Genomic DNA, 24,982 nt, shown 5'->3' on the forward strand with positions numbered 1-24,982 from the left:
ATGACACCCGCCCAATGCTATTAATGCCGCGCCCTATGCACAGGAGGCATTGCCCTTGGAACTCGTTTGGCTTGAGGATTTTTCAGCGCTTGCGGAATACGGCAGCTTTGTTCGGGCGGCGGAAGCGCGCCACGTTACTCAGCCTGCCTTCAGTCGCAGAGTCCGTTCTCTGGAGAATTGGATGGGTGTCGAATTGTTCTTGCGCACTCCCCAAGGCGCGACGTTGACCGAGGCTGGAAGACAGATTTTGCCTAGCGCCCAAGAGGCTGCCAGACGTTTGTACCGGATGCGCTCCGAGGCACAGGAGGTGGCAGGGATGGCCGCCAAAACGCTGCAATTTGCAGCCACTCATTCCTTGTCATTTACCTTCTTCCCAAGGTGGTTGAGAAGTGCAGAAAATGGCGCGCCGATAGATGCCGTACGTCTGCATTCAGACAGCATGGCTGTTTGCGAGCAGATGCTGATACACGGTCAGGTTCAATTCCTGCTTTGTCATCGCCACCCCGATGTCCCCCCCTTGCTGGCCCCTGATCAGTTCACCGGAAAAAAAGTCGGAGAGGATGTACTCATACCCTTGGCGAGTGCCTCTGCCACGTTGGGTACGTCCCCGGCAACACTGCCTTATTTGGCATATACCCAAGAATCGGGTCTAGGCCGTATCGTCGCTCACCGACTCCACGGCAAGGAAGACTACCTTCACCTCAAACCGCTTTTTAGCAGCCATCTTGCAGCGGTTCTGATGTCCATGGCACTGGAAAGCAAGGGCGTAGCGTGGTTACCAAAAAGCCTGACCGAGCAGGAAATGGCTGATGGGCGGCTGGTCAGAGCTCTCGACGAAAGCTGGGATATACCGTTAGAGATTCATCTCACTCGACCTAAAGCCCCCATTAGCTTATCTGCGGAAGAGTTCTGGGCCAGGCTGGCTTAATAGATCCATCTTACTGCCCCCCATTTTTCACTTTTTAACGGCACTCTGGCGAGCCAGAAAACTCGGCTGTTAGTGACTGAGTGTCTCCTATTGGCTGTGAAGCAGTCACTTGTGAGCGTACGCTAATGGCCGATTCTGTTGAAAAAGTCGGCCATGGTTTCCACGGTAGAAAAGTACGCGCTTGAGATTGAAATCTTTGCATTGAGCAGAGTACTCCGGGCTCAGATTTCGCGTAGCTGCGCGCAAAAAAGGCGTTTTCAGCGATCAGTATGCGGGCAGTCTGGAAGAACCGACTTTTTCAACAGAATCGGCCGATAGCTGCCGCTCACGGGGATGTTTTTGTCCCGCCGATAAAGCGCTGTCGTATTCAAGTTCCCACATGGCCGCGACATCACGATTAGGCGTAGCATACGAGCAACGAATTCAGACTGACGGCCACCAGTCTCACGCATTCACACAATCGCGATATAAAAACGCAAAGCCAACCACTTCGTGTCTCTCGTAAAGTTCTTGCCACAAGCATCGGATACCGCGATCACGATACAGGGTGACTCATCACCTGAGGTGGTTGCGCTCAATGACATGTATAGAGTGCTTGACCAATACCCACTGCGATAAATAAGACAAGTGGCAAACTGTCCACCACTCGGCAAAACTTCGCCCTACTTAACCACCTCCCCAAAACAAACAACTGCATCGTCCATCTTGTTCACAAGCTGCCTGCGCAGACGTGGCATGGGAACCACGCCACGTCTGCGCAGGCAGCCGACAAGGCCGAAGGCCGCGTCAGTGCCACAGACATACCTCTGCCGTAGCACCCTGCTATGAAATGGGCCGTCACTGCAGCCGCAGTGACGGCCCCGCCGACGCCCCAAACATCACGGGTAAATCCTGAATCCTAAAACGTGCGGCATACATGATGATGCCCCCACACACTAGCCTTGCAGAAACCAAGGACGGCAATTTCGAACGTCGTCCTCCCAATCGCGCAAAACTCCTGCAAGCGCGAATCCATCAGGATGGAGTTATCCAGGTATGCAAGGCTCCAAAAACATACCGCCCCCTACCCATGGGACGGAGCCGTTTTTGTCTATCGGATTCATTCCGCTATGTGCAGCTAATGCACCGTCGAAAACAGCAGTGTCATGCGCAACGCACCGCGCTGCCTCCATTAACAATCTCATCCATTCCCCTGGAGTACTCATCAACGCCAAAAGCTCGTTCACCCCGCTCCATCTCCGTATGAACTTCCAACAGGAAGTAAGACGGACGTCTCAGTCGAGACACCGGTGTTGCCTGAACACCATGCCCCTGCCCTCCGGGGATCTCGCCTAGCGAGTTGGCACCAACACTTACCAATGATTTTCAGGACAGCGCAATAACACGAACCAAACCTGTGAGCGTGAATGGGATATGGACGATTTGACCTACACCCTGCGTCAACTTTGCCGACGCAATCGCGACGGCAGTCACAACACTCAGGCCGACCGCATTCGGTCGCTAGGGCTGATCGCCCGCCAACTGCGCGAGGCCGGCTTTCGGCAACTGAAAGCCTCGTCTCTTAAGGGCAAACATGCCCAGGCGCTGCTGGATCGCTGGCAAGTTGAAAGCCTCTCACCTGGAACCATCAAAAATCGACTTGCGCACCTTCGATGGTGGGCTGAAAAAGTCGGCAAGGCCGGAATTCTCCCAGCGGACAACACGCAACTGGGTGTGGCCGACCGACGCTTCGTTACCAACGTCAGCAAAGCCACGGATTTGGGAACAGGCCTTGGCAAGATAACCGATGCCCATGTCCACATGAGCCTCCAGCTTCAATCTGCGTTTGGACTACGCCGTGAGGAAGCCATCAAATTTCAACCCAGGTATGCGGATCAAGGCGATCACATTCTCCTTAAGGGCTCATGGACGAAGGGTGGTCGTGATCGAACAGTTCCGATTACTACCTCGCAACAACGCGAGGTACTCAATGCAGCACATTCGCTGACGGGGGCCGGCTCATTGATCCCGGCACACAAGACATACATTCAGCAGCGCAATACATACGACGGACAGTGCAAAGCGGCAGGCCTGAGCCACATGCATGGGTTACGTCATCAATATGCGCAAAGCCGCTACGTGGCTTTGACAGGCTGGAAGGCACCGGCAGCAGGGGGAATCTCCTCCAAAGAACTGACCCCAGTACAACGTTCTCAAGACAGTATTGCTCGGCAAATTATCAGTCGTGAACTCGGGCACGAGAGAACGCAAATTACCGCAACGTATCTGGGCCGATACTCCAGTCCGCGCGACGTCAATGAGCTGCCAAAGCATTGACTCCTCCACGCACCGAAACATAGCGCACTGGGTAGTCACGAAGTCCAATACTGACGAACGTCACTTCGAATGCTCGATCAACCATTACGATGACATTCGCCACTCTTTAGCTGGATGCAAACGCACCATTGCGCACCTCTTCAGCCCCAACCTGACCACGCCAATACGGGTATGCGTAATACCGCATTGATGCTTTCTGCGCTCGCCGGCTGCGTGTCCTATGAGCACGACACATTGAATGCCTCCCCGGCCCAACGAATGCGAGTGATCGTCAGGAGAATTGTTCATGCCCCACAACGACGAACAGCCATCAGCCAATCCGGAACTACGAATCCTCCGGCGCGCGGATGTTGAGAAAAAAACCGGGTTGAAACGCGCCTTCATTTACAAGCTGATGAGCGAAGGAAAATTCCCTGCCTCAGTGCAGCTCGGTATACGCGCTGTCGGCTGGGATGCCGCAGAGATTGACCAGTGGATTTCGGAACGCTTAAGAAAACGACAATAAAAGATGGGGCAGGAACGTGACGGTAGCTTTGATCACTCAACGCGGTGGCTCAGCAAAATTGTTCCAACTGACCCCGTTGCAACAACCACTCAGAGACATCCGACGAATCTCCGATCCAACGACGGCATACCTCTCTCAGGAGGTGCTATGACAACTCCGCACCCAATCAATCAAGCCGTCATTGCCCAAGCTCTGCAAGACTTGCGCAGTGGTCAATTGCGGCGGTGCAAGGCGATGGGCTTTGCAATTGAAGACCTGGCGGCACTCAAGGAGCCGATGTTGCTCAGCGCACTACTCCATACCCGAGTGCTTTGGTGCACGGTGCAGATAAACCGCAACGTGCTGCAAAGAATTCTGAAACAGGCGGGTGAAGTGGAACACGAAACCGCCATGATTGATCGCATGCTTCGCTTAGGGGCGAGCACAGAAATGGTGGCCAGCTTTCATGGTTTAACACACCAAGAAATTGCTCTGCGTCGAGACGTACTCGGACTACCAAAACGCAAAGGTCGCAGACCCGTACTTACCGAGGAACAAGACACATTACTATGGCACCGGCTGCAACCCCATGTGAGAACGGCTGGAGTGTCGGCCGGTAATGAGAGTGCCATGTTGGAAGTGTCGCTGGATTTGGCTGAGGATCTTTTACTCCCGGCATCAGTCATCTGGTCAACCCTGCAAGCATGGATAGCTGAGGGGCTAATCTGATTTCGCGAGATAACCTGACATCCCTCCCCCCGCCCCGCTCGTACGCTCCCGGCGCTTGTCCGGTAGAAAGGCGTGATTGGCGCTTCAAACTCACGCAATTGAGCAGCTATTCGCTACGTCTACCCATGACGGACGATATGCAAAGGATTTGAGCGTTGGTCGCACTACTCTTCAGCGGCCACCTGCTCAATTGAAAACCGCCAAAATCTCAGATTAAGCGACCTTCGTTAATACCAAAAGTCTAGCAAGTAGCTTTGCTGGGAGTTCCGTTGCATCCCGAATCTGAAGGTAGTAACGCCAAGCAGCTAGGGGGCTAATTTCCACAAAATACGGAAACACTCGATAACTCTTTTCCGGATTGACAACAAACGTGCTCAGGGGCACTTTGGCAATGCACCTCGCTGACTCGTTCAGCACCAGCCGCCAGGATCTTCAAGACGGCGCTGCGGTTCTCCGCAGGATCCCCCCCCAATGACCGCATCGCTTCCGGCAGCGCGGACAGTCGACTTGAATGTCGATGGAAGTATGACTTTCCCACCCACGACGGGCCTTTCCCGTCGTGGGGGAGGCCTTTTTTTGTTTCAGGAGGCCTTAATGAAAATGGAACTGGCGATGTATCAGGCACTGCGCGCAATCGACGTACCTGAGCTCAAAGCCGAAGCGGTTATCCAAGCATTGGAATCTGACATGCTCACACTACTTGCGACGAAAAGTGATCTCACCAATCTAGAACAGCGATTGACGGTCGAGTTGGCTAAAACTGATCACCGGCTGACATCCGAGATCTCTAAAATTGATCATAGGCTGACTGCAGAGATCGCTAAATCGGATCTAAAGCTGTCCATTCGTATGGCTTCAATGCTCGCCGTTACGATCGGCATCTTGATCGGGGCGATGAAAGTCTTCTTATAGTTTTCTTAGCGATTACTGAAACAACGAAATCACCTGTCCTTCGACAGGTGATTTTTTTGCGGCTCTTGGCGTTGAACAAGACAGTAAGCTGACTCCCCCCACACTCAGACATTCTCTGATTAAGCATAAGGGCCTCACTTAACTTCCGTTGTTCCAGGGCTCAATCCCGGCAGAACTGAGTACGGCGCATGGTACATGAAGATGGCTAGGCAACTGCCAAAGTCCAAGGACTAACGTGCCCCTTGCTGAAAAACAGACAACTGCCTACCCAACCATTTGCGGCGCAGGGCGATCTGTGAGCTTCTACAACCGAGACTGCTCAGTGCTGAGCTTGGATTGGGATACAATCCCCGGCATTTAGTCCATCAGGATCGGCATCTGCTCCCTGAGTGCCCACAAGAGATTCCGCAATGCCCCTCACGCTGCAACAACTGGAACGACATCTGTTCAAGGCTGCCGATATTCTGCGCGGCAAGATGGATGCCTCGGAGTTCAAGGAATACATTTTTGGCATGCTGTTCCTCAAGCGCTGCTCCGACGTATTCGAGGAGCGCTATGAGCAGGTCGTTGCCGATGAAATAAACGCCGGCAAGAGCAAGGCCGAGGCCTTTGTCACGGCGGAAAATCCGCGCTGGTACAAGCGCGATGGAAATTTCTGGGTGCCCAGCCATTCACGCTTCAAGTACTTGCTCAACGAAGCGCACATCAACGTCGGCGATCTACTTAACAAGGCGCTGGGCGGCATTGAGGAAAGTAACGCTTCCCTGGAAGGGGTGCTGGAGCACATCGACTTCACCCGCAAGGTCGGCCAGAGCAAGATTCCGGACCAGAAGTTGCGCCAGCTCATCACCCACTTCGGTGAAGTACGCCTGCGCAACAGCGATTTTGAATTCCCCGACCTACTGGGTGCCGCCTACGAGTACCTGATCGCCGAGTTCGCCGACTCGGCCGGCAAGAAAGGCGGCGAATTCTACACGCCGCGCTCGGTGGTGCGGCTGATGGTGCACCTGCTCAAGCCGACCCTGGCTCATGATATCTACGACCCCTGCTGTGGCTCGGGCGGCATGTTGATTGCGGCCAAGGAATATATCGACGAGCACGGCGAGGACGGCCGCAAGGCCAACCTTTTCGGCCAAGAATTCAACGGCACCGTCTGGTCCATCGCGCAAATGAACATGCTGCTGCACGGCATAAGCAACGCCTGGCTAGAGAACGAAGATACCCTGGCCGACCCTCGGCATATCGAGGGCGGCGAACTGCGCCGCTTCGACCGAATCCTCACCAACCCGCCTTTCTCCATCAATTGGGGCCACACTGAGAAAAGCCCGGATGGCAGCCTAGCCTGGAACCCGGCATTCCGCGAACAGCGCTTCCGCTTCGGCGAGGTTCCGCTGGGCTCGAAAAAGGCCGACCTGATGTTCCTCCAGCACATGCTCGCCGTGACCCGCGACGAGGGCATGATCGCCACCGTACTGCCCCATGGCGTGCTGTTCCGAGGCGGCGAGGAGCGCGGTATCCGTGCTGGAATTATCGAGAACGACCTGCTCGAAGCAGTGATCGGCTTGCCGGCCAACCTGTTCTATGGCACTGGCATTCCCGCCTGCATCCTCATCTTGCGCCAACAAAAGCAGGAAGGCGCCAACCGTGTCAGCGCCAAGCCTGCCGAGCGCCAGGGCAAGGTGCTGTTTATCAACGCCGACCGCGAGTACTTCGAGGGCCGTGCGCAGAACTACCTGCTACCCGAGCACATTGAGAAAATCACCACTGCCTTCGACGAATTTCGCCGGATCGACGGCCTTAGCGACGTGGTGGATATCGCCACACTGCGCGACAACGAGTACAACCTTAATATTCGCCGCTATGTGGATAACGCACCGCCGCCCGAGCCCCATGATGTGCGTGCGCACCTGCTGGGGGGTGTGCCCAAGGCAGAAGTCGAAGCCAAAACACCGTTGTTCGCTGCACACGGCCTCGACCCACACGACCTTTTCGTAGCACGCAAAGCGCAGTATCTCGACTTTCGCGACGAGCTAACCCGTCGTGCCGATCTCAAGCTGGCCGTCGAAGGCAATGCCGGCCTGCAGGCCAAGGAAGCCGCCCTGCGTGAAACCTTCGAGAGCTGGTGGCACGAACACAGCCCGCGTATCACTGCGCTGGCCGGGAAGCTTGATAACAGCGCCGCGCTGGTCAATCTGCGCGAAGAACTGCTGAACAGCTTTAGCCAGAAGCTTGAATGTATCGGCCTACTCGATCCCTTCCAGATACGCGGCATCGTTGCCGGCTTCTGGTACCAGAGCAAATACGACTTCCTCGGCCTGATGGCACGCGGCAGCCGAGGTGTGATCGATGCTTGGCGCACCAGCATCGTCACCGCCCTGGAAGACAAGGCCAGCAAGCAAAGCCCGCTGGAGCACAAGCTGGTGAGATTCTTGCTCGGCGATTTCGTTACCAGGTTGGTCGAGATGGAAGCGAGAAAGGCCGAACTGGACAGCCAGCTCAAAGCTGCCACCCCAACCAAGGGGGACGAAGCTGACGAGGCTGACAGCACAGCTGATGCCGATGATGAGGAAAATCCCATCGATGAAGCCCAGCTCAAAAGCTGCAAGGCCGAGCTGACCAAGGTAAAGAAGCAGCTCAAAACCCAGCAGGAAAACTTCGCCAACCACCTGAGTCAGGCCGTCGACGGACTGGATGAGCCACAAGCCGCCGAGTTGCTGCTGACCATCCTACACAACGACATGCAGGCCATTCTTGAGCGCAATGTCGCTGCCCAGCGAAAGCAGATCGTAGCCGCTTTCGAAAACTGGTGGGATAAGTACCGAGTAACGCTAAACGAGATCGAACAGAAGCGCGATGCGGCGGCGGTGGCGTTGCAGGGCTTCTTAAAGGGGTTGGGATATGTCTAATTTCCCCCATTGGCCCACACGTCGGACGGGTGATGTATTTTTCGTGAAGGGCCGCATCGGCTGGCGAAATCTTCGGCGCTCGGACTTCTGCGAGGATGGGCCCCACCTCATTACCGGGATGCATATTGACGGCACTGGACGCGTTGACTGGAACTCTTGCTTTCGCATCCCTAGACGAAAGTTCGATGAGTCTCCGGAGATTCAGGTCAAAGTCGGTGATTTGGTTATCACGAAGGACGGGACAATCGGTAAGGTTGCCCGAATCGACTGGCTTCCAGGGGATACGTCACTAAATGCGCATTTGTTTCTTGTGCGACCAATTCAACCTGAAATTTGCTCTGCGCGATTTGCATTCCACATATTTACCTCTGCAGCGTTCCGCGATTTTATTGAAAACCAAAAAAGCGGAAGCACCTTAGCCGGTCTAGGCGAAGCGAAGTTCGTGCAATTTCAATTTCCGCTGCCGACAATTAAGGAGCAGGTGCTGGTTGCAGATGTTCTCGACACTATCGACACTGCCATCCGCGAAACCGAGGCGTTGATCGACAAGCTCAAGGCGGTCAAGCAGGGCCTGCTGCACGACCTGCTGACCCGAGGTATCGACTCCAACGGCCAACTACGCCCGCCACAGAACGAAGCGCCGCAGCAATACAAGGAGTCGCCGCTGGGGTGGATTCCAAGGGAGTGGGAAGTAAAACCGGCGGAAAGTGTCTGTGAGGCTGTGATTGACTGCAAAAACCGGACGCCACCGATCTTGGATAGCGGTCATCCGGTTGTTCGAACTCCGAATGTTCGTGATGGGAGATTTGTATTCACAGAACTCGTATTCACGGACGAGGCATCTTACAAAATCTGGACGCAGCGTGGACGCCCTCGCCCAGGTGATGTGCTAATCACACGAGAAGCACCTGTTGGCGAAGTATGCTTGGTTCCTGCCGATATGCAGGGGGCTTGTTTGGGGCAACGCATGATGATGTATCAGCCAAACCCCTCACTATTGCGTAATGACTTCATGCTAATTGCGCTTATGTCGCAACCTGTTCAGCGTGTTTTGATTGACAAGGCAGGTGGCTCGACAGTCGGTCATGTGCGCGTTGGTGATATTCGCCTACTCGCTGTGCCTGTTCCGCCATTGCCGGAGCAGGTGCTGATTGTCGATCAATATCAGGCGTCTGTTGATCGGTTAAGCGCAGAAGAAAGCACTTTGGTGAAGCTCCGAGACAGCAAAGCAGGCCTGATGGAGGATCTGCTGACCGGCTGCGTGCGCGTCACCTCGCTACGGGAAGCATCGTCATAATTTGTGCACAAATCGTCCAACAGCTTGTTGGCCAAAGGGGAGCCTGAGATGACCCAGCGCCTGGCACCTCGCGAACCCCTTAGCGTCGAGTTCAAGAGCGACCGCAGCAAGCTCCCCGACCGCGAGCTTATTGAGGCGCTGATCTGCTTGGCCAATGCCGAGGGGGGCGAGCTATGGCTGGGCGTCGAGGACGACGGCACGCCTACCGGCCTGCATGCCGAGCATCGCCTGCTAGAGGGATTGTCTGGCATGGTCGCAGCGCGCACCTCGCCGTCGCTGAACGTACAGGCCGAGACGCTCGATCTGGATGGAGTGACCGTGGCACGTATCCATGTACCCAAAGCCCAGGGAGAAGTGGCCACCACCAGCGGCACCTATCTACGCCGCCGCTTGAAACACAACGGCATGCCCGAATGCATAGCCATGCTGCCCCATGAGCGCAGCAGCCGCGCAAGCAGTTTCGGCCTGCTCGATGTCTCCGCCCTGCCAGTCGCCGGTGCCACCCTCGCCGACCTCGATCCGCTGGAGCGCGAACGCCTGCGCCAGGCGGTGCAGCAATACGGCGGCGACCGAGTGCTGCTGGAATTGGACGACGAAGCCCTGGACGGCGCACTGCTGCTCACTGCGCGCCAGCCGGACGGTATGCGCGTGCCGACCCTTACCGGCCTGCTACTGATCGGCCGGGAAACCTCCCTGCGCCAACTGGTGTCCACCCACGAGTTCGCTTTCCAGGTGCTGGCCCAGCAGGCAGTGCGCTTCAATGAGTTTCGCCGCTTCCCATTGCTCAAGGCATTAGACTGGCTGGAAACCAACTTCCGTCCATACAACCCAGAGGAAGAACTACAGGTCGGCCTGTTCCGCGTGCCAGTGCCCAAGGTCGACCTCGGCGCCTTCCGTGAAGCCGTAGCCAATGCCTTGGTGCATCGTGATTACCACGGCAGAGGCGCGGTGCATGTGCGCCTGGAGGACGATGCCCTAGTGGTCAGCAACCCCGGTGGCCTAGTCGATGGCGTGACCCTGGCCAACCTGTTGGTGACCGAACCGCGCCCGCGCAACCCGGCCCTGGCCGATGCCATGAAGCGCGTCGGCGTGGTCGAACGCTCTGGGCGAGGTGTGGACAAGATTTTCCGCGGCATGCTCAAGTTCGGCCGGCCGGCCCCGGACTACAGCTACACCACCGCCCAAAGCGTGGTGCTGCGCCTACCCACCGCGGAGGCCGACCTGGACTTCCGCCGCCTGGTAGTCGAACACGAGCGCGCCACCAACGCCGAACTGCCCATCGACAGCCTGATCGCACTGGCCGCCCTGCGTGAGACCAAGCGCGTCACGGCCGACGAACTTGCCGTACAAATCCAGCGCGATACCGCCAGTGCCAAACGCACGTTGGAAGCCCTAACCGAAGCTGGCTTGGTCGAGGCCCACGGTTCTACCCGAGGGCGCAGCTACACTCTGTCAGCCAGTCTGTACCAGGCCGTGGGCGACAAGGCCGGTTATACCCGCCAGGCAGGCTTCACACCCATTCAACATGAGCAGATGGTGTTGAACTACGTGCAGCAGCATGGGCAGATTCAGCGCGCTGAAGTAATGGATCTTTGTCGGCTCTCGCCTGATCAAGCGGCAAAACTGCTCAAGCGCATGAAAGACAAGGGCACACTGATACAGCAAGGTGAACGACGCTGGTCGGTCTATAAGCTCGGCTAAAAATTCTATGAGCCGCTATGAGCCGCTATGAGCCCATACACGCCTGAACTGGATTAAAGGAGTAACCGTGGGCTGGGAATTGGATGACGTCGAAAAACCCTTTGTGGCTCAGTTACAGGGGCTGAACTGGAAGCATATCGAGGGCAGCCTCGACGACCCGGCCATCACTGGCCGCAGCAGCTTCAGTGAAGTGATTCAGCGGGCCGCACTGGCCGAGCGCTTGCGTGCCATCAACCTGCGCGACGGTCAGCCCTGGTTGGATGAGCAGCGCATTGCCGAAGCACTGGCGGCCGTTACCCGCGTAGGCGCCGGCAAGTTGATGGAAGCCAACCAAACAGTCACTGAGCTGCTGCTCAAAGGCATCACTGTCGACGGCCTCCCCGGCTGGGAAGGCGGGCGTGGCCAGACCATCCAGTACATCGACTGGGCCACCCCGGCCAATAACCACTTCAGCGTGATCAACCAGTTCCGAGTGAATTGCCCGCCGGGGTATGACAGCGGCAAAAAATTTATCGTCCCGGATCTGGTGTTGCTGGTGAATGGCATCCCGCTGGTGCTGGTGGAGTGCAAAAGCCCCTCCATTCCAGAACCGTTGGCCGAGGCTGTCGATCAATTGCGTCGCTACAGCAACCAGCGCAAGGCGGCCTTCGAGGTCGAGGAGAACGAAGGCAACGAGACACTGTTCGCCAGCGTGCAGCTGTTGATCGCCAGTAGTTACGACGAAGCACGGGTGGGCTGCATTGGTGCTGGCTTCGGGCATTTCTCCCAATGGAAGACCGTGGTTGGCCCGGATGGCAACGGCAGCGAGCAGTCAGTAGCCGTGCAGTTGGGCAAATCCAAACTGTCCGAGCAGGAGCGACTGGTGGCAGGCATGCTGACACCGGCCCACCTGCTCGATCTAATCCGACATTTCATGCTGTTTATGCAGGTTGGCGGGCAGACCATCAAGACGGTCTGCCGCTACCAGCAGTACCGCGCGGTGAACCGCACAGTGACCCGCATGAAACGCGGACAGACCCGTCTTGAGCATGGCGAAAGTGACCAACGCGGCGGCATCGTTTGGCACACCCAAGGCTCGGGCAAAAGCCTGACCATGGTATTTCTGGTGCGCAGGATGCGCACGGATACACAGCTGCGCCGCTTCAAGATCATCGTGGTCACTGACCGTAAAGACCTGCAAAACCAGCTCGCCGTCACTGCGACACTTAGTGGTGAACTACCGGAGGTGGCCTCCAATATCGAAGGTGTTAAAGCCTTGGCACGCCGCCAGGGCCCCGGCCTGATATTCGCCACTATCCAGAAGTATCGCAATCCCGAGCAAGAAGAAAACGGGAATGCCCACATCGCCGTGGACACTGTGCCCTTCCTCAAAGCCGCAGAAAAGCGAGCGCCCTATCTGGTAAACAAACCATTCGAGGTGCTCAACCACGACGAGAGCATTTTGGTATTGATCGATGAGGCTCACCGAACCCAAGCAGGCGATCTGCAGGCGAACCTGCTGGCAGGCCTGCCAAACTGCGTGCGCATTGGCTTTACCGGTACGCCAATCATCATGGGCGATAAGAAACGCACCCACGAAATTTTCGGCGCGTTCATCGATAAATACACCATCAAGGAAGCCGAGGCAGATGGCGCGACAGTGCCGGTGCTATACGAAGGACGCACTGCCAAGGGCGCATTGAAAGATGGGGCGAACCTGGATGAACTGTTCGAGGATTTGTTCCGCGAACACAGTCAGGACGAACTGGAGCTGATCAAGAAAAAGTACGCCACCAAGGGCCATATCTTTGAGGCCCCCGCGCTGATCGCTGATAAGGCGCGCGACATCCTCAGACATTACGTCACCAATATCCTGCCCAATGGCTACAAGGCGCAGGTGGTAGCCTACAGCCGGATTGCAGTAACCCGCTATTTCCACGCGCTGCAGGCCGCCCGTGATGAATTGCTGTTGGAGGCTGAAGCACTGCCGGCAGCCGAAAAGGACCTCGACGATGAAGCACTGTGCCAGCGTCCGCCCAAGCTGCAGGCGCGTGTGCAGGCATGGCGCTATCGCGACAAACTACGCAGCCTGGAATTCGCACCGATTATTTCCGGCTCCAATAACGATCCGGCCGAGTGGAAAACCTGGACGGATGGCAGCAAGCACGAGCAACTGATCCAGCGTTTCAAGAAGCCGCTGATTCATGAGCAGCAGGGCAAGGCCGATCCACTGGCTTTCCTGATCGTTAAGTCTATGTTGCTCACTGGCTTTGACGCCCCCATCGAAGGGGTCATGTACCTTGACCGGCCAATCAAGGAAGCCGAGCTGCTGCAAGCCATTGCGCGGGTCAACCGTACTGGTTTCGGCAAGCGCTGCGGCATCGTGGTCGACTACTACGGAGTCGCCAACCACCTGCGCGAAGCCCTGGCAGCCTATGCCGACGAGGATATTGAAGGTGCGCTGAGCAGCATCAAGGACGAGGTGCCTGTACTGCGCGACCGTCATCTGCGCGTGGTGGATGTGCTGCGTCGCCAGGGCATCGAGTCTCTGGAAGATGCCGAAACCTGCATTGCCGCACTGGAGTCGGAAAAAGTGCGCGCTGAATTTTCGGTAAAACTCAAAGCGTTCCTCGACTCTTTGGACACCGTACTGCCACGCCCCGAAGGCCTCCCCTTCGTCAAGGACGCCAAGCGTCTGGCCTATATCCATGCACGTGCGCGCGGGCGTTACAAGGACCTGCCGCAACTGGGCAAGGATGTCGGCGCCAAAGTGCGCAAGCTAATCGACGATCACGTTATTTCTTTGGGCATCGACCCGAAAATTCCGCCTATCCAACTCACCGATGCAGACTTCGAGAAGCAGTTGTCGCGTAGCGTCAACGACCGCGCCAAGGCCTCAGAGATGGAGCATGCCATTCGCTCGCATGTGCGCAAGCATGCTGATGAAGATCCGGTACTTTATCGCAAGCTGTCCGAACGCCTGAACGAGCTACTCAAGTCGCTGGGTGAGCAGTGGGATCAGTTGGTTGAGCAGATGCAGAAGATCATCAACGATCTGCGCTGCGGTCAAATGAGCGATGACTACAGCCCCCTGGATTTGCCCGAACACTACGCCCCCTTCCTTCGCACCCTGCTGGATATGGTGTGTGCCGGCGTCAATCCGCAGCCCGCCGAGCTGCTGCGTTTGAAGGATGTGACAGTGGAAGTAGTCGATCTGTTGGTAGGCGAGATCCAAAGCCACCGCGATATCTGGAGCCCGCGCAAGCGAGCGGCACAGGAGGAGTTGGCCGGGCAGCTATTCGATTACTTGATGCGACTGCGTCCGCCCTTGATGGATAGCGATAAGGCCGGGATATTGTCTGACCGCCTGATGGATCAAGCGAGAGCCAGTCATGAAAGGTTGATGCAACTGTGAGCAATCACACCCTCACGGTAGACGATCTGCAATTTACACTGCGCCGTAGCGCGCGCCGAAAAACACTGCAGATCACTGTGGAACGCGACGGCGCGCTTATCCTTTCTGCCCCGCCCGAGGTAGAAGAGCAAATGTTGCGGCAGTTCGTGGCAGAAAAAAGCTTCTGGATTTACTCACGTCTTGCAGAAAAGGAACGCCTGCAACGTTCGATCCCCAACAAGGAATATCTCGACGGAGAGGGTTTTCTATATTTGGGACGAAGTTATCGCCTCAAACTGGTTGATGAGCAGGATGTGCCGCTGAAACTTTCTGCCGGTCGCTTCCGCCTGCTGCGTAGCGAACTGCCACAAGCCCGCGAACATTTCATCCGTTGGTACAGCGAACATGCCCGCAGCTGGTTAGCCTTACGCGTCAAAAACCACCAAGCCCGCATGGACCTGATCCCCAGCGGTGTGCGTGTGCAGGATCTAGGCTATCGCTGGGGCTCCTGTGGCAAAGGTGCACAACTCTATTTTCATTGGAAAACAATCCTGCTGCCCAAGCCCATTGCGGAGTATGTGGTTGTGCATGAGATGGTGCACCTGCAAGAGCCACATCACACCCCAGAATTTTGGCTCCGCCTTGAACGCGTCATGCCTGACTACGCACAGCGCAAGACATGGCTGGCAGAACATGGAATTGATGTTGAAGGCCTCTGAGTACCATGGCTGACTATTTCATCAGCACCCGCGGCATAGGTACTGGTCAGAACCAACCAACTTGACTCTGAGGATAGCTTACAAGCACCAGGATTCCAGCGATCGGATAAATTTCTGCATTTAACCTTCGAGCCAGACATTAGGATCACCACGCGCCTAGAACTCTTTGAACAACCATACCCTGCAGAAAATCAATAAAATAATTCACGGCTGCCCTGGCGTCGCCCCACCAGAGTTGTCTCTACTAATGATAGGCTTTATGTAACCTTTAAACACCTCAGCTGCGGCACCCAGTACACTTTCTATCTTCTTATAATGACCCGGACGCAATTTACTTTCCTTATCCAAATAGTTCAACACGAGCAGAACCTGTTCACGATCTAGCATTGCAAGCGTTTGCTCAGCTACCCCGTACAAAAGGACCAACGCACCATTCTTTAGCGTTTCCGGACGCTCAAGCGCACCGAGCACCCGGCCAAAGCCCGCAGTCATGTCGCCGCCCTGATCATCACGAAGCCAATCCAGCAGCGATGAATGATTTAACTTATCTGGCTTTTTGTTTGGTAGCTTACTCGGCACTGCCCGTTTCGTCCTACCCAAAATTAACTCAGGCCACCGCTCAACATCCGAGCGATCATCATAATCAGGAAGAGATATAGAATTATATGAATATGCAATGGGAACGCCAAGTTCCTCATAAGCAAGGCAGCTTTTGAATTGCTCGCCATCAAACTGGTCAAAAACCCCGCTTTTACAATTAAGCTCTTTAATTTCCAAAAGCAGTATTTTAGCGTTTCCCAACATAGCGACTAGATCACCACAATACAGCCGCATTCCGTCGCCTTGCTGGACAGCATATGGGGGGAAGGTTTTGAGCGATGTCCGACTATCTCTGCAGTAGGCTTCCAATGCACCAGTAATTGCAGCTTGAATTACGTTTTCCTGCCTAGTTTTCTTCATACAACCCACGCCATAGATTAGTAGCATAAATTTATCACCACTAAAGGATCATTAGAAGCAATATCTGACTATCTACTTGACGCTGCCCCAGCAGGCAATGCAGGCTCTACGCAGTAAGCAGCACACGATCTAAGGACGCAGTCTAATCGGATAGGAGTTAGGTAAACCACAATGCCCACACATACCCTACATTTCATAAAGCCTTGCCGCAAAACCGACAGTTCCCCGCGGCTCACCCCAAGCATGGTGGCCGAAAACAAGCGGAACGGCATAGAAACGACCTTGATTCTCGACCTTAACATTCTGGTGAGAATGGAAGATGTAATTCTTCGCCGCCACAGCCCGAACGATTTTGACTTAACTAGACTTATAAACTTCATAAATTCTTGCCCACCACAAAGTCTGTGCATAACGCCTGGGCTTGCCCTTAACGAGGTCCACCCGAAATTCAAGAAGCTAAGCTTTGAGATGTATGAATTGTTTCTTTCGATATTCTGCCCGCAGATGGTCGATCATCCAACCACGACACGAAACACCCCAAATGAAGCGGAAAGAACCCGACCGTATGAGTTTTCAGAACTCAGCATAGAAGAGCAGCACCTCTACAGCGTGCCGTTTTTTTCGCTCATGCAGATACATATTATCAACGCCACGAAGCCGAACTTGACAGGCATTGAAAAATTCAAAACATATATGAGCCGTGTCTGTGATGACATTGATATGCTCAGTGCTGTTGAAGCCGAAATTGCCAAGTACTGCTTCTGTGAGAAAAACCCCAACTATTCCGACGAGCTTAACGCCAAAATCGAAGACATCAAGAACAACTTCATGAGTGGGAGCAACAAGCCAGCGCAGCGCTTCAAAAATATCTTCAATGGCGTTCAAGACCTTAAATACATAAAAGGCGCCCTGGAGTTTTCCAAAGAGTTCTTTTATGGCAAGCTTCAGGACACATGGATAGCCACATTGGACTCCAAGTTATACTGGCTGAGTGAGTCCATTCATCATTACCCAGTCGCAGGTGAGCGAGACGGAAAATACTTCAGCATCAATCGATCATATGATCAGCAGACATGCAACTATTGGCTATCAGTGGATAAACTGCAAGAGCAACTCCAGCACGAGAGAAGCCGCAATGGCAAAGGAACCGCCCCTTTAGATGAAACAGGATTGCCACGCATACATAACACATTAACCACAAAGGGCTTCAAGGAATTTTTCGCCGTTTTCAAGCTCACATAGTCCGCCGAGTAGGGTACAAGTACAAGATACTGCTCAACCACGCACCTGTACTCTTAGTACCCGGATGCTAACGATGAGTAATCAAAGCCAATTAGGTCCCTTCATTTAAAGCTGATACCTGTACCCTATCCTCATCCAACACAGGAAAGAAAAAGGGGCTGACAACCACGTGATTGGCCACAGCGAAATGACTCCTGGCAATTGACTCAGGAGGAACACGCTTCAGCATTCCGCCTGAATTCTGTGCAGCGCATTCCAAATAGTATTCCACGAAGAAAGCTCAACGAACCAACTTCATATTTTTCATAGGTTTAGCAAATCATTTCAGCTCACCCCGGCTCCACCAACTCTCAACGACAAGGCCCGCCCAGTGCGGGCCTTGTCGCATCTGGGGATTTTTATCCGGAGAGCGCATGCGACAAGCACTGCTGATCATCGACGTCCAACCCAGCTTCTCCCCTCCGCAATGGCTGATCGACGGCATTCAATCGCTCATCGGCAAACTGCCCAGCGTCGCCACGGTCGAGCGCCATGACGAGAGCCGCACACCGCTCCAGCGTCAGCTCGGCTGGCAGCCGACTGCGGATGACGACAGCCTGATCGCCGCAGACCGTATCTTCATCAAATACGGCTACGCGCCCTTCCCGGACACAATCGAATACCTGAAAAGCCTGAATTTGGATCGCGTGCTGGTCTGCGGCCTGCAAACCGAAACCTGCTGCCTCGCCGCCGGTTTTGCGTTGTTCGATGCTGGGTTGCAGCCGGCGTTGCTCACCGACCTGACTGTGGGTTCGTCGCTGGATCGTTCGGGTGGGTTGGGTGTACGGTTATGGGAACATCACTTCAAGCACACGCTGACGTCGAGTGAACTTCGCTCCTGTCTGTAGGCGTCCTAGGAAATTTCCGCAACCCGCGTCGACTTTCATGAACTGGTTCAAGATGCTTCCGAGCGCCAGTCTCCGCGCTCTGCTGCAGCCAGGAAGATGGCTTTCCAAAGGAACTCGCCGAGAGCCTGAACCTCGTCAGGAGAAAGACACTCGTAGACAAATGAAAAAGGGACAGATTGATTTCCTTCAAAATCAATCTGTCCCCTTTATGTTAGTGACGTCTGTAAGAACATTTTTTGGGTTATTAAGTAAAAAAGCCAGTGAGACCCAAAAAGGTTATCTCGCTGGCTCTGTTCCTGCCAGGTGAGCCCAAAGAACCATTCGTCACCTTGGCGCATACTCACTTGAAGATAAGACGCCAAAGACTGTATAAATAACCAGCAAAAATTCAGATGAGCTACGCTATTGAACGCTGAGCGGGCGTCCAGTGTTCAAGGTCTACGGAGGCGTACCGGCAGCCTATGCGGTTTAGGTAATGCGCTGCACTATCAAGTGTTTTAAACCTGCGAATATGGCCTCGCTTTGCCTGCAAGGCACACTTCGTTAAGCCCGAGCCTACAAGCACAACAAAGGAATCCCGTTCAGCTGAAATAGTCACATCAACCTGGGCTCCCACGCCGAGCATTTCCCTGAGGGATTCACCTTTTATCATGCCTTCAATAGCCATCGCGTCAACCCTCACAGGTTGTAAGCTTATGCCAACCTCCCAAATAAACCAAGACGGGAGCCCAAAAACGCAAAAACGGGATCCACTATTGCCGCAAACGAGCTTAACTGCTAATGTTAGCAGCATGAGTATTAATATCAAAGCCTGTAGAGTTCATCCTTCAGGCCAGGGGCAATACGTATGACGCTACGAGTAGCTTCCTTTTTCGCAGGCATTGGCGGGTTCGATCTCGGCTTCGAGCGCGCCGGCATGGAAGTCGTCTGGCAATGCGAGGTTGAACCCTTTTGTCAGAAAATCCTTGCGCAGCATTGGCCACACGTTCCGTTGGCAAAAGACATTACAAAGGTGACAGCAGATGAAATCCCAGATGCAGATGTTTGGGTCGGAGGATTCCCTTGCCAAGACGTCTCCCTCGCCCGAATGGGTCCCAGAAGCGGCCTCCGAGGAAAAAAATCGGGACTCTTCTACGACTATGCAAAGCTTATTGAAAGCCGCCGCCCCTCTGTTGTCGTTATCGAAAACGTATCAGGTCTCCTCTCTTCCCACGAAGGACGCGACTTCGGAATCGTCATTCAAACGCTGGCCGAACTCGGGTATGGCGTGGCATGGCGAGTGCTTAACAGCCGCTACTTCGGAGTCCCCCAGTCTCGCCAAAGAGTCTTTATTGTTGCCACTTATAGAGACCCAGGACTTGCCGGAGAAATACTTTTTGAGCCCCAATGCAGCGAAGGGAGCGATTCGGCGAGCAGACCAAATGGGCAGAAGTCTATTTCCCCCTTTAAGACAAGCTATGGAGATCCTGTCAACGGCCCCATCGTCCAAGGAATAGCGTACTGTTTGTATGCTTGCTCAGCGCGTCATACAGGTACGGACTGGAGTCGCACCTACGTGTCCTATCCCGCTGGCCGCGTACGCCGCCTTACCCCACTGGAATCAGAGCGAATTCAAGGCTTTCCCGATAATTGGACACTACCGCTAGATAGCGACGATGACTCAGAAAGAATTGAATCAAAGCGCTATCATGCAGCGGGTAATGCGGTAACTGTGAACGTAGTGGAATGGCTTGGTAACCGAGTGCGTAGCGCAATAGAAAGAAAGCAAGCCTCAAACTTGAAGCCCACCAAAAAACGATCAAAAGTCGACGCGGACGTCCTCGTAGAGCTGACCTAGTAATTTCGGGCTAGGCCATTCTAATTTATTAGCTGGTAGCCGGGCCAAAGGAATTGGACCGGCAACAGCTTCGAAACTTTGCATCACCCCTGGAGAGTTAGCAAATGCGGTTTTTGCCAACTCTGTAATAACTACCTCGTAGCCAACTCCATTAAACCTCAACGCCAGTAAATACTGATCAAATGCCCAGTGATGCAACTTACAAAGACATAAACCATTAACAACAAGATCTGCCTCGTATTGTGACCAAGGGATAATATGAGCAGCATCGACACCTGCTATTCGAACACCTTCTGACGTCGGAAGCTTTAGACCACAAAATAAACAACTGGAATCGTAAGCTCGTCTTACATCTCTTCTAAACTGCGTAGATGCTGGTCCCCGATCCTTTTGGAGGCGCCATCGATCAGCAACCCTTCTACGGATTTCAATGTCTGCCGGATCGATTTCGTCAAGAGGAGGAGTCTCGACCATCGGCTGGGATCGCAGCATATCAAGCAACAACGGAACGGGATCTTCGCCTGGGATAAGAACTGCATCACTGTCCTTGGCTGCCTCTTCAGTCGCCCTGATAACATCCAACACAAGGCGCTCTGTAACGCTACTGATAACATTTCCTGTCTGGATATTTGCGTGATGCGCTCGCAAAGCTTGCGCTACACGTGGCGGAAGACTTTCGATCTTCTGGTACAGGTGCATAAGCTGAGAGATCCGCTTTGAAAAATCGATCTCTTGAGTCACGCTATCGTTTACACAGTCAATTCCACCAAGCTTAATAATTGCTTGGTCTTCAACCACCAATACCGACTTAATCTCAACACTCGAAAGAATGTAACGCTCAGCGATAATCACCGGCTGACCACCAAGTAACTGGCTTTCCTCTCGAATAGACTTCGGCATTAGTAGCAATGCCTCTAGCTGTCTCTGAATATGTATACCAATATTGCTGATACGTCGTAGCCGGGGTTTGCCACCTTGCTTCTTTAATGCAATATTTGTGGGTATGTTTCCAAGCTCCGGCCCCGCATCAATCACCAGCTGCTTCTCTACCAGCATCGTCGTGCTGTAACCATCTACCGCACCGGCCAGTTCGTACTCTCCGCGACCATTACTGGAGCGCTTATGGATTTTCATTTAATAATCTCATTAGCATCAGCAAATAAATCGCCTATGCCAATTCCAAGCCCTTCCGAAAGCGCATGAAGAACTGTCACCGTAGGATTTCGCACTCCTCGCTCTATACCGCTCACATACGTGCGATCTAGATTGGCACGTGCGCCAAGCTCCTCCTGAGACCAACCTTTTGCTAAGCGGAGAGCTCTAACACGCGAACCAAGCGATAAGCAAATTTCGTTATCATTCATCCTATGACTTTCATCCAAATGATGACGATCGGTCTACGGACTATGAGTCACACCACCTACTGGCACTTCTTCCTTTTCGGTCGTCAGGCCGCGCGCACATAGCCTTTCAAGCCGCAGGCCCCTAACAGGAAAGTCACTGGATTGATCTCTGTAGATTACAGTGAGCGTGTGGACAAGCTAACAAAGCATCCTTGTCTGCACCGGATACATCGAGAATGACAAGACGTAAGGGGCTTCCTACCATAAAAGATGCCTTGTTCTACTTCGTTGTCCTGGCAGTGCATCGTGATGGGAAAATTTTGACTCGGTGTTCCAAGCAAAAAAATACAGACATAAAAAACTTAAAATCAGAAGCTTAAGAAATCGATTCAGATTACCCCGGCCCACCAACTCTCAACGACAAGGCCCGCCCAGTGCGGGCCTTGTCGCATCTGCACTTCGCATCCAGACAATACCTCCAACCAACGTCCTAGGAAATTTCCCTCAACCCGCGTCGACTTCCATGAACTGGTTCAAGATGCTTCCAAACGCTAGTCTTCGCGCTCCGCTGCAACCCGGCAGATGGTTTACCAAAGGGATTCGCCGGGAGCCTGAAACCATGGAGCCTCGTCATGAAAAAAGACACCCCAAGCCTGCCTGATCAAACACCGTCTCACGAGTCCGAATCGAAAGAACCGGCTGTGCTTGCCCAGCCTCAGGAATACGTGAGAAAGCCGCGTCGCACCCTGCCGTTTAACGAGATTTTCTCCGTGCGCACCGATGTGGATACGGCCACTCTGCTGACCCATGCCTGTGAAACCCTGGCGGCGCTCAACATGATGACGACGAACATCACCGATGATTTCACAGGCTCTCAGCGCAGCCGGTTACTGGCGATCCGGCAGCTGTCGATCATGACCGAAATGCTGGTCAATCGTGCCGTGGAGAACCTTGATCCGGTGAATCTGGTGCCTCGTACGACAGCGCCTGTCGTGCACTGAAAACGACCGCTCGTCGATGATGCAAGTCGTTCATCGACATGAACTTTTCTTCACCCCGGCGGCGGTGATGGCCGTGTACATTGGCCTCGCTCATTCAAGAAACTACGGTTCGCCCGCGCTCCTGCGGGCTTTTTTTGTCCGGAATTTGGCGGCGATTTGTATTTTCCCGCCCACCGCGCAATTCTGGTGTTCAATCCCGAGACCCGGAGCACCCGATGCCGCTGCTGACCCTGCCCTGTCAACGCCTCACGCTCGCGGTACTAGACCCGGATCAAGCGCCTCTGGAAAGCGCGTTCTACCAGCGCAATCAACGCCACCTCGCCCCGTGGTCGCCGATTCGTACCACCGATTATTTTTCCACTGAACAGATCCGCCGGCGCCTTGAAATACAGGCCAGCGCCTTCGAAGCCGGGCTGGCGGTGCATATGGCGTTGCTGACCCCGGACGGCGAGCAGATGATCGGCGCCTGCAATTTCAGCGGGATCATTCGCGGTGCGTTTCAGGCGTGTTATCTGGGTTATCACATCGACGAGGCGCATCAGGGCAAGGGGTTGATGCAGGAAGCGCTGGAGGCGGCCATCGCTTATATGTTCGAGACCCAGAACCTGCACCGGATCATGGCCAACTACATTCCCGGCAATGAACGTAGCGCCCGGTTGCTGGAGCGCCTCGGGTTCGAGCGTGAAGGCTATGCCAAGGCGTACCTGAACATTGCCGGGCGCTGGCAGGATCATGTGCTGACGGCGCGGGTCAATCCGCGTTTCGAAACGTCGGAGCAACGCTGGTCGCGACCGCTGTCCTGACGTTCACAAATTATTAAGGAATGGCCGCGTAAGCTCGGGTTTCCGCTCACTTCCGGTTGCCTGAACCCATGTCGCGTGCCGCCTCTTCCCTGCTTCTGCTTGCCGCCCTGCTGTTCTTTTTCGCCCTCGGCAGCCATCAACTGCAAGGTTCCACCGAGGCTCGGGTTGCGGGCATTGCGATGGAAATGCACCTGGACAACGACTGGGTGACACCGCGTCTGTTCGGCGAACCCTTCCTGGAAAAACCGCCCCTGAGCCTGTGGCTGGATGCCGGCGCCTTGCGGGTTTTCGGTGTCTCGCCCTGGGCGGTGCGACTGGCGTCGGCGGTGGCCGGGTTGCTCAGCGTGATGCTGCTGTACGCCATGTTGCGGCGCTTCGAACGTCCGAAGGCCATCGCCTGGACGGCGGGGATTCTGCTGGCGACCATGGCCAGTTACTGGAGCAACGTGCGTGGGGTCGGCGAGGATGCTTTGCTTGCCCTCGGCGTGACCACGGCATTGTTGGCGTTCTTCCAGGCGCAGCGAGAATCAACCTTCGGCAATTCGTTGCTGTTTGCCGTCGGGATTGCCATCGCCACGCTGAGCAAAGGCGTGCTCGGCCTGGCGATGCCGGGCGTGGTGATTTTCGCTTTTCTGCTGGCCGACAACCTGATGGACAATCGCTTCAAACTGACGGACTGGCTGCGTCCGGGCTTGCTGACCCTTGTTGGTCTGATCCCGCTGATGATCTGGCTCGCCGTGCTCTATCAGCGCGGTGGCGTCCAGGCCGTCAGCGAAGTGTTGCTGACCAACAGCGTCGGACGTTTCAGCGGATCGTTCGTCGAAGCCGGCCACTACGAGCCGTTCTACTATTACCTCGCCAAGCTGCCGCAGGCGTTCCTGCCCTGGAACATTCTGGTGTACCTGGGTCTGTGGCATTTTCGCAAGGAGCTGAAGGCCAACCGTTACCTCCTGTTTTTCAGCCTGTGGATCATTGCGCAGTTCATCCTGCTGACCCTGGCCTCAAGCAAACGCACGGTGTACCTGATGTCGATGACACCCGCAGCGGCAGTGATCGCGGCGGAATATGCGGGCGTGTTGTTCGACAGGTTGAAGGATCACAGGAACGGTTTTGTCGGACGAATCGCCCGGCATCGTCAGACAGTGGCGGCGGGCATATTGGCGGTGGTCATCGCCAGCTACCTTGGCGCCGCGCAATGGGCACTGCCCAACGCCGATAAACACCTGTCGTTCCTGCCGCTGACCGAACACATTCAGGCCCTGCAGGCGAGCGGCAATCAGGTTGCGTTGTTTCAAGCCAACGAACGGGTCGGCGGCGCCAGCGTGTTCTACACCCAAAGCGTCCTGAAGGGCCTGGACACCGATGCACAGCTACGGGAATTTCTCAGTGCATCGCCATCGCACATCGCCGTGATGTCGGGAGACAGCGAACCCGCCGCACCGCTGAAAGTCCACAAGACCATGATGGTCGGGCGCCAGGCGTATTACTTCGTGGGCTATTGAAACCACAGCAGCACAAACGAAAAACCCGCCGGTGATGGCGGG

General features: G+C 54.8%; 19 protein-coding genes. 16 read left to right on the forward strand and 3 right to left on the reverse strand.

Features of this window, described 5'->3' with window-relative positions; all coding sequences use genetic code 11:
- The first annotated feature begins 55 nt into the window (after nt 1-55).
- From ACM6JM_RS29320 to ACM6JM_RS29365, 10 genes are all read left to right on the forward strand, one after another.
- Complete coding sequence (locus ACM6JM_RS29320; RefSeq protein ID WP_414882913.1) at nt 56-928, forward strand: LysR family transcriptional regulator; 873 nt, start codon at nt 56-58, stop codon at nt 926-928.
- A gap of 1,413 nt (nt 929-2,341) precedes the next feature.
- Nucleotides 2,342-3,244 (forward strand): integrase domain-containing protein, encoded by a 903-nt coding sequence (locus ACM6JM_RS29325; protein ID WP_414882914.1) that lies wholly within the window; start codon nt 2,342-2,344, stop codon nt 3,242-3,244.
- Between the two features lie 286 nt (nt 3,245-3,530).
- Nucleotides 3,531-3,749: an AlpA family transcriptional regulator gene (locus tag ACM6JM_RS29330; RefSeq protein WP_414882915.1), complete on the forward strand. Its 219-nt coding sequence runs from the start codon at nt 3,531-3,533 to the stop codon at nt 3,747-3,749.
- Nucleotides 3,750-3,896: 147 nt separating this feature from the next.
- On the forward strand, nt 3,897-4,457 hold the full coding sequence (locus ACM6JM_RS29335) for a DUF2857 domain-containing protein (RefSeq protein ID WP_414882916.1): 561 nt from the start codon (nt 3,897-3,899) through the stop codon (nt 4,455-4,457).
- A gap of 594 nt (nt 4,458-5,051) precedes the next feature.
- A complete protein-coding gene (locus ACM6JM_RS29340) occupies nt 5,052-5,369 on the forward strand; it encodes a hypothetical protein (protein WP_201819116.1) in 318 nt (105 codons plus the stop codon).
- Between the two features lie 410 nt (nt 5,370-5,779).
- Nucleotides 5,780-8,275 carry a type I restriction-modification system subunit M gene (locus tag ACM6JM_RS29345; RefSeq protein WP_414882917.1) on the forward strand — a complete coding sequence of 832 codons (2,496 nt, stop codon included), beginning with the start codon at nt 5,780-5,782 and terminating at the stop codon, nt 8,273-8,275.
- On the forward strand, nt 8,268-9,572 hold the full coding sequence (locus ACM6JM_RS29350; RefSeq protein ID WP_414882918.1) for a restriction endonuclease subunit S: 1,305 nt from the start codon (nt 8,268-8,270) through the stop codon (nt 9,570-9,572). Before ACM6JM_RS29345 ends, ACM6JM_RS29350 begins: the two co-directional genes overlap by 8 nt.
- 48 nt (nt 9,573-9,620) lie before the next feature.
- Entirely contained in the window at nt 9,621-11,273 is a 1,653-nt protein-coding gene (locus tag ACM6JM_RS29355; protein ID WP_414882919.1) for an ATP-binding protein, read from the forward strand.
- A 67-nt stretch (nt 11,274-11,340) separates the two neighbouring features.
- Nucleotides 11,341-14,667, forward strand: a complete 3,327-nt coding sequence (locus ACM6JM_RS29360; RefSeq protein ID WP_414882920.1) for a type I restriction endonuclease subunit R — start codon at nt 11,341-11,343, stop codon at nt 14,665-14,667.
- Nucleotides 14,664-15,365, forward strand: coding sequence for a M48 family metallopeptidase (locus ACM6JM_RS29365; RefSeq protein WP_273902723.1), 702 nt, complete (start codon nt 14,664-14,666; stop codon nt 15,363-15,365). Before ACM6JM_RS29360 ends, ACM6JM_RS29365 begins: the two co-directional genes overlap by 4 nt.
- Nucleotides 15,366-15,569: 204 nt before the next feature.
- Here the strand turns inward: ACM6JM_RS29365 and ACM6JM_RS29370 are convergent, their stop codons facing one another.
- A complete protein-coding gene (locus tag ACM6JM_RS29370; RefSeq protein ID WP_414882921.1) occupies nt 15,570-16,352 on the reverse strand; it encodes a hypothetical protein in 783 nt (260 codons plus the stop codon).
- A 144-nt stretch (nt 16,353-16,496) separates the two neighbouring features.
- Here ACM6JM_RS29370 and ACM6JM_RS29375 point away from each other — a divergent pair, with 144 nt between their 5' ends.
- The 3 genes from ACM6JM_RS29375 (at nt 16,497) to ACM6JM_RS29385 (ending at nt 20,291) form a co-directional block, all read left to right on the forward strand.
- The gene (locus ACM6JM_RS29375; RefSeq protein ID WP_414882922.1) at nt 16,497-17,567 is read left to right on the forward strand and encodes a hypothetical protein; all 1,071 of its coding nucleotides are present in this window, start codon (nt 16,497-16,499) and stop codon (nt 17,565-17,567) included.
- A gap of 413 nt (nt 17,568-17,980) precedes the next feature.
- Entirely contained in the window at nt 17,981-18,454 is a 474-nt protein-coding gene (locus ACM6JM_RS29380; RefSeq protein ID WP_414882923.1) for an isochorismatase family protein, read from the forward strand.
- A gap of 847 nt (nt 18,455-19,301) precedes the next feature.
- The gene (locus ACM6JM_RS29385) at nt 19,302-20,291 is read left to right on the forward strand and encodes a DNA cytosine methyltransferase (RefSeq protein ID WP_414882924.1); all 990 of its coding nucleotides are present in this window, start codon (nt 19,302-19,304) and stop codon (nt 20,289-20,291) included.
- Here the strand turns inward: ACM6JM_RS29385 and ACM6JM_RS29390 are convergent.
- Nucleotides 20,253-21,425 carry an HNH endonuclease gene (locus ACM6JM_RS29390; RefSeq protein ID WP_414882925.1) on the reverse strand — a complete coding sequence of 391 codons (1,173 nt, stop codon included), beginning with the start codon at nt 21,423-21,425 and terminating at the stop codon, nt 20,253-20,255. The two genes, ACM6JM_RS29385 and ACM6JM_RS29390, sit on opposite strands and share 39 nt — an antisense overlap.
- Nucleotides 21,422-21,655 carry a helix-turn-helix domain-containing protein gene (locus ACM6JM_RS29395; protein ID WP_414882926.1) on the reverse strand — a complete coding sequence of 78 codons (234 nt, stop codon included), beginning with the start codon at nt 21,653-21,655 and terminating at the stop codon, nt 21,422-21,424. Before ACM6JM_RS29395 ends, ACM6JM_RS29390 begins: the two co-directional genes overlap by 4 nt.
- 611 nt (nt 21,656-22,266) lie before the next feature.
- Here ACM6JM_RS29395 and ACM6JM_RS29400 point away from each other — a divergent pair.
- The 3 genes from ACM6JM_RS29400 to ACM6JM_RS29410 all read left to right on the forward strand — a co-directional run bounded on the left by ACM6JM_RS29400 (nt 22,267) and on the right by ACM6JM_RS29410 (nt 24,940).
- Nucleotides 22,267-22,635 (forward strand): DUF6124 family protein, encoded by a 369-nt coding sequence (locus ACM6JM_RS29400; RefSeq protein ID WP_414882927.1) that lies wholly within the window; start codon nt 22,267-22,269, stop codon nt 22,633-22,635.
- A gap of 215 nt (nt 22,636-22,850) precedes the next feature.
- Complete coding sequence (rimJ, locus tag ACM6JM_RS29405; protein WP_074691948.1) at nt 22,851-23,438, forward strand: ribosomal protein S5-alanine N-acetyltransferase; 588 nt, start codon at nt 22,851-22,853, stop codon at nt 23,436-23,438.
- 68 nt (nt 23,439-23,506) lie between these two features.
- Nucleotides 23,507-24,940: an ArnT family glycosyltransferase gene (locus ACM6JM_RS29410; RefSeq protein WP_414882928.1), complete on the forward strand. Its 1,434-nt coding sequence runs from the start codon at nt 23,507-23,509 to the stop codon at nt 24,938-24,940.
- Nucleotides 24,941-24,982 lie beyond the last annotated feature (42 nt).

Source organism: Pseudomonas sp. IT-P2, assembly GCF_949767575.1.
Classification (GTDB): domain Bacteria; phylum Pseudomonadota; class Gammaproteobacteria; order Pseudomonadales; family Pseudomonadaceae; genus Aquipseudomonas; species Aquipseudomonas pharyngis.

What these genes read in the sequence shown, in the direction of transcription:
- ACM6JM_RS29325 (WP_414882914.1), top strand. Translation starts at nt 2,342, where the DNA reads ATGGACGATTTGACCTACACCCTGCGTCAACTTTGCCGACGCAATCGC.
- ACM6JM_RS29330 (WP_414882915.1), top strand. Translation starts at nt 3,531, where the DNA reads ATGCCCCACAACGACGAACAGCCATCAGCCAATCCGGAACTACGAATC.
- ACM6JM_RS29335 (WP_414882916.1), top strand. Translation starts at nt 3,897, where the DNA reads ATGACAACTCCGCACCCAATCAATCAAGCCGTCATTGCCCAAGCTCTG.
- ACM6JM_RS29340 (WP_201819116.1), top strand. Translation starts at nt 5,052, where the DNA reads ATGAAAATGGAACTGGCGATGTATCAGGCACTGCGCGCAATCGACGTA.
- ACM6JM_RS29345 (WP_414882917.1), top strand. Translation starts at nt 5,780, where the DNA reads ATGCCCCTCACGCTGCAACAACTGGAACGACATCTGTTCAAGGCTGCC.
- ACM6JM_RS29350 (WP_414882918.1), top strand. Translation starts at nt 8,268, where the DNA reads ATGTCTAATTTCCCCCATTGGCCCACACGTCGGACGGGTGATGTATTT.
- ACM6JM_RS29355 (WP_414882919.1), top strand. Translation starts at nt 9,621, where the DNA reads ATGACCCAGCGCCTGGCACCTCGCGAACCCCTTAGCGTCGAGTTCAAG.
- ACM6JM_RS29370 (WP_414882921.1), bottom strand. Translation starts at nt 16,352, where the DNA reads ATGCTACTAATCTATGGCGTGGGTTGTATGAAGAAAACTAGGCAGGAA.
- ACM6JM_RS29375 (WP_414882922.1), top strand. Translation starts at nt 16,497, where the DNA reads ATGCCCACACATACCCTACATTTCATAAAGCCTTGCCGCAAAACCGAC.
- ACM6JM_RS29380 (WP_414882923.1), top strand. Translation starts at nt 17,981, where the DNA reads ATGCGACAAGCACTGCTGATCATCGACGTCCAACCCAGCTTCTCCCCT.
- ACM6JM_RS29385 (WP_414882924.1), top strand. Translation starts at nt 19,302, where the DNA reads ATGACGCTACGAGTAGCTTCCTTTTTCGCAGGCATTGGCGGGTTCGAT.
- ACM6JM_RS29390 (WP_414882925.1), bottom strand. Translation starts at nt 21,425, where the DNA reads ATGAAAATCCATAAGCGCTCCAGTAATGGTCGCGGAGAGTACGAACTG.
- ACM6JM_RS29395 (WP_414882926.1), bottom strand. Translation starts at nt 21,655, where the DNA reads ATGAATGATAACGAAATTTGCTTATCGCTTGGTTCGCGTGTTAGAGCT.
- ACM6JM_RS29400 (WP_414882927.1), top strand. Translation starts at nt 22,267, where the DNA reads ATGAAAAAAGACACCCCAAGCCTGCCTGATCAAACACCGTCTCACGAG.
- rimJ (WP_074691948.1), top strand. Translation starts at nt 22,851, where the DNA reads ATGCCGCTGCTGACCCTGCCCTGTCAACGCCTCACGCTCGCGGTACTA.
- ACM6JM_RS29410 (WP_414882928.1), top strand. Translation starts at nt 23,507, where the DNA reads ATGTCGCGTGCCGCCTCTTCCCTGCTTCTGCTTGCCGCCCTGCTGTTC.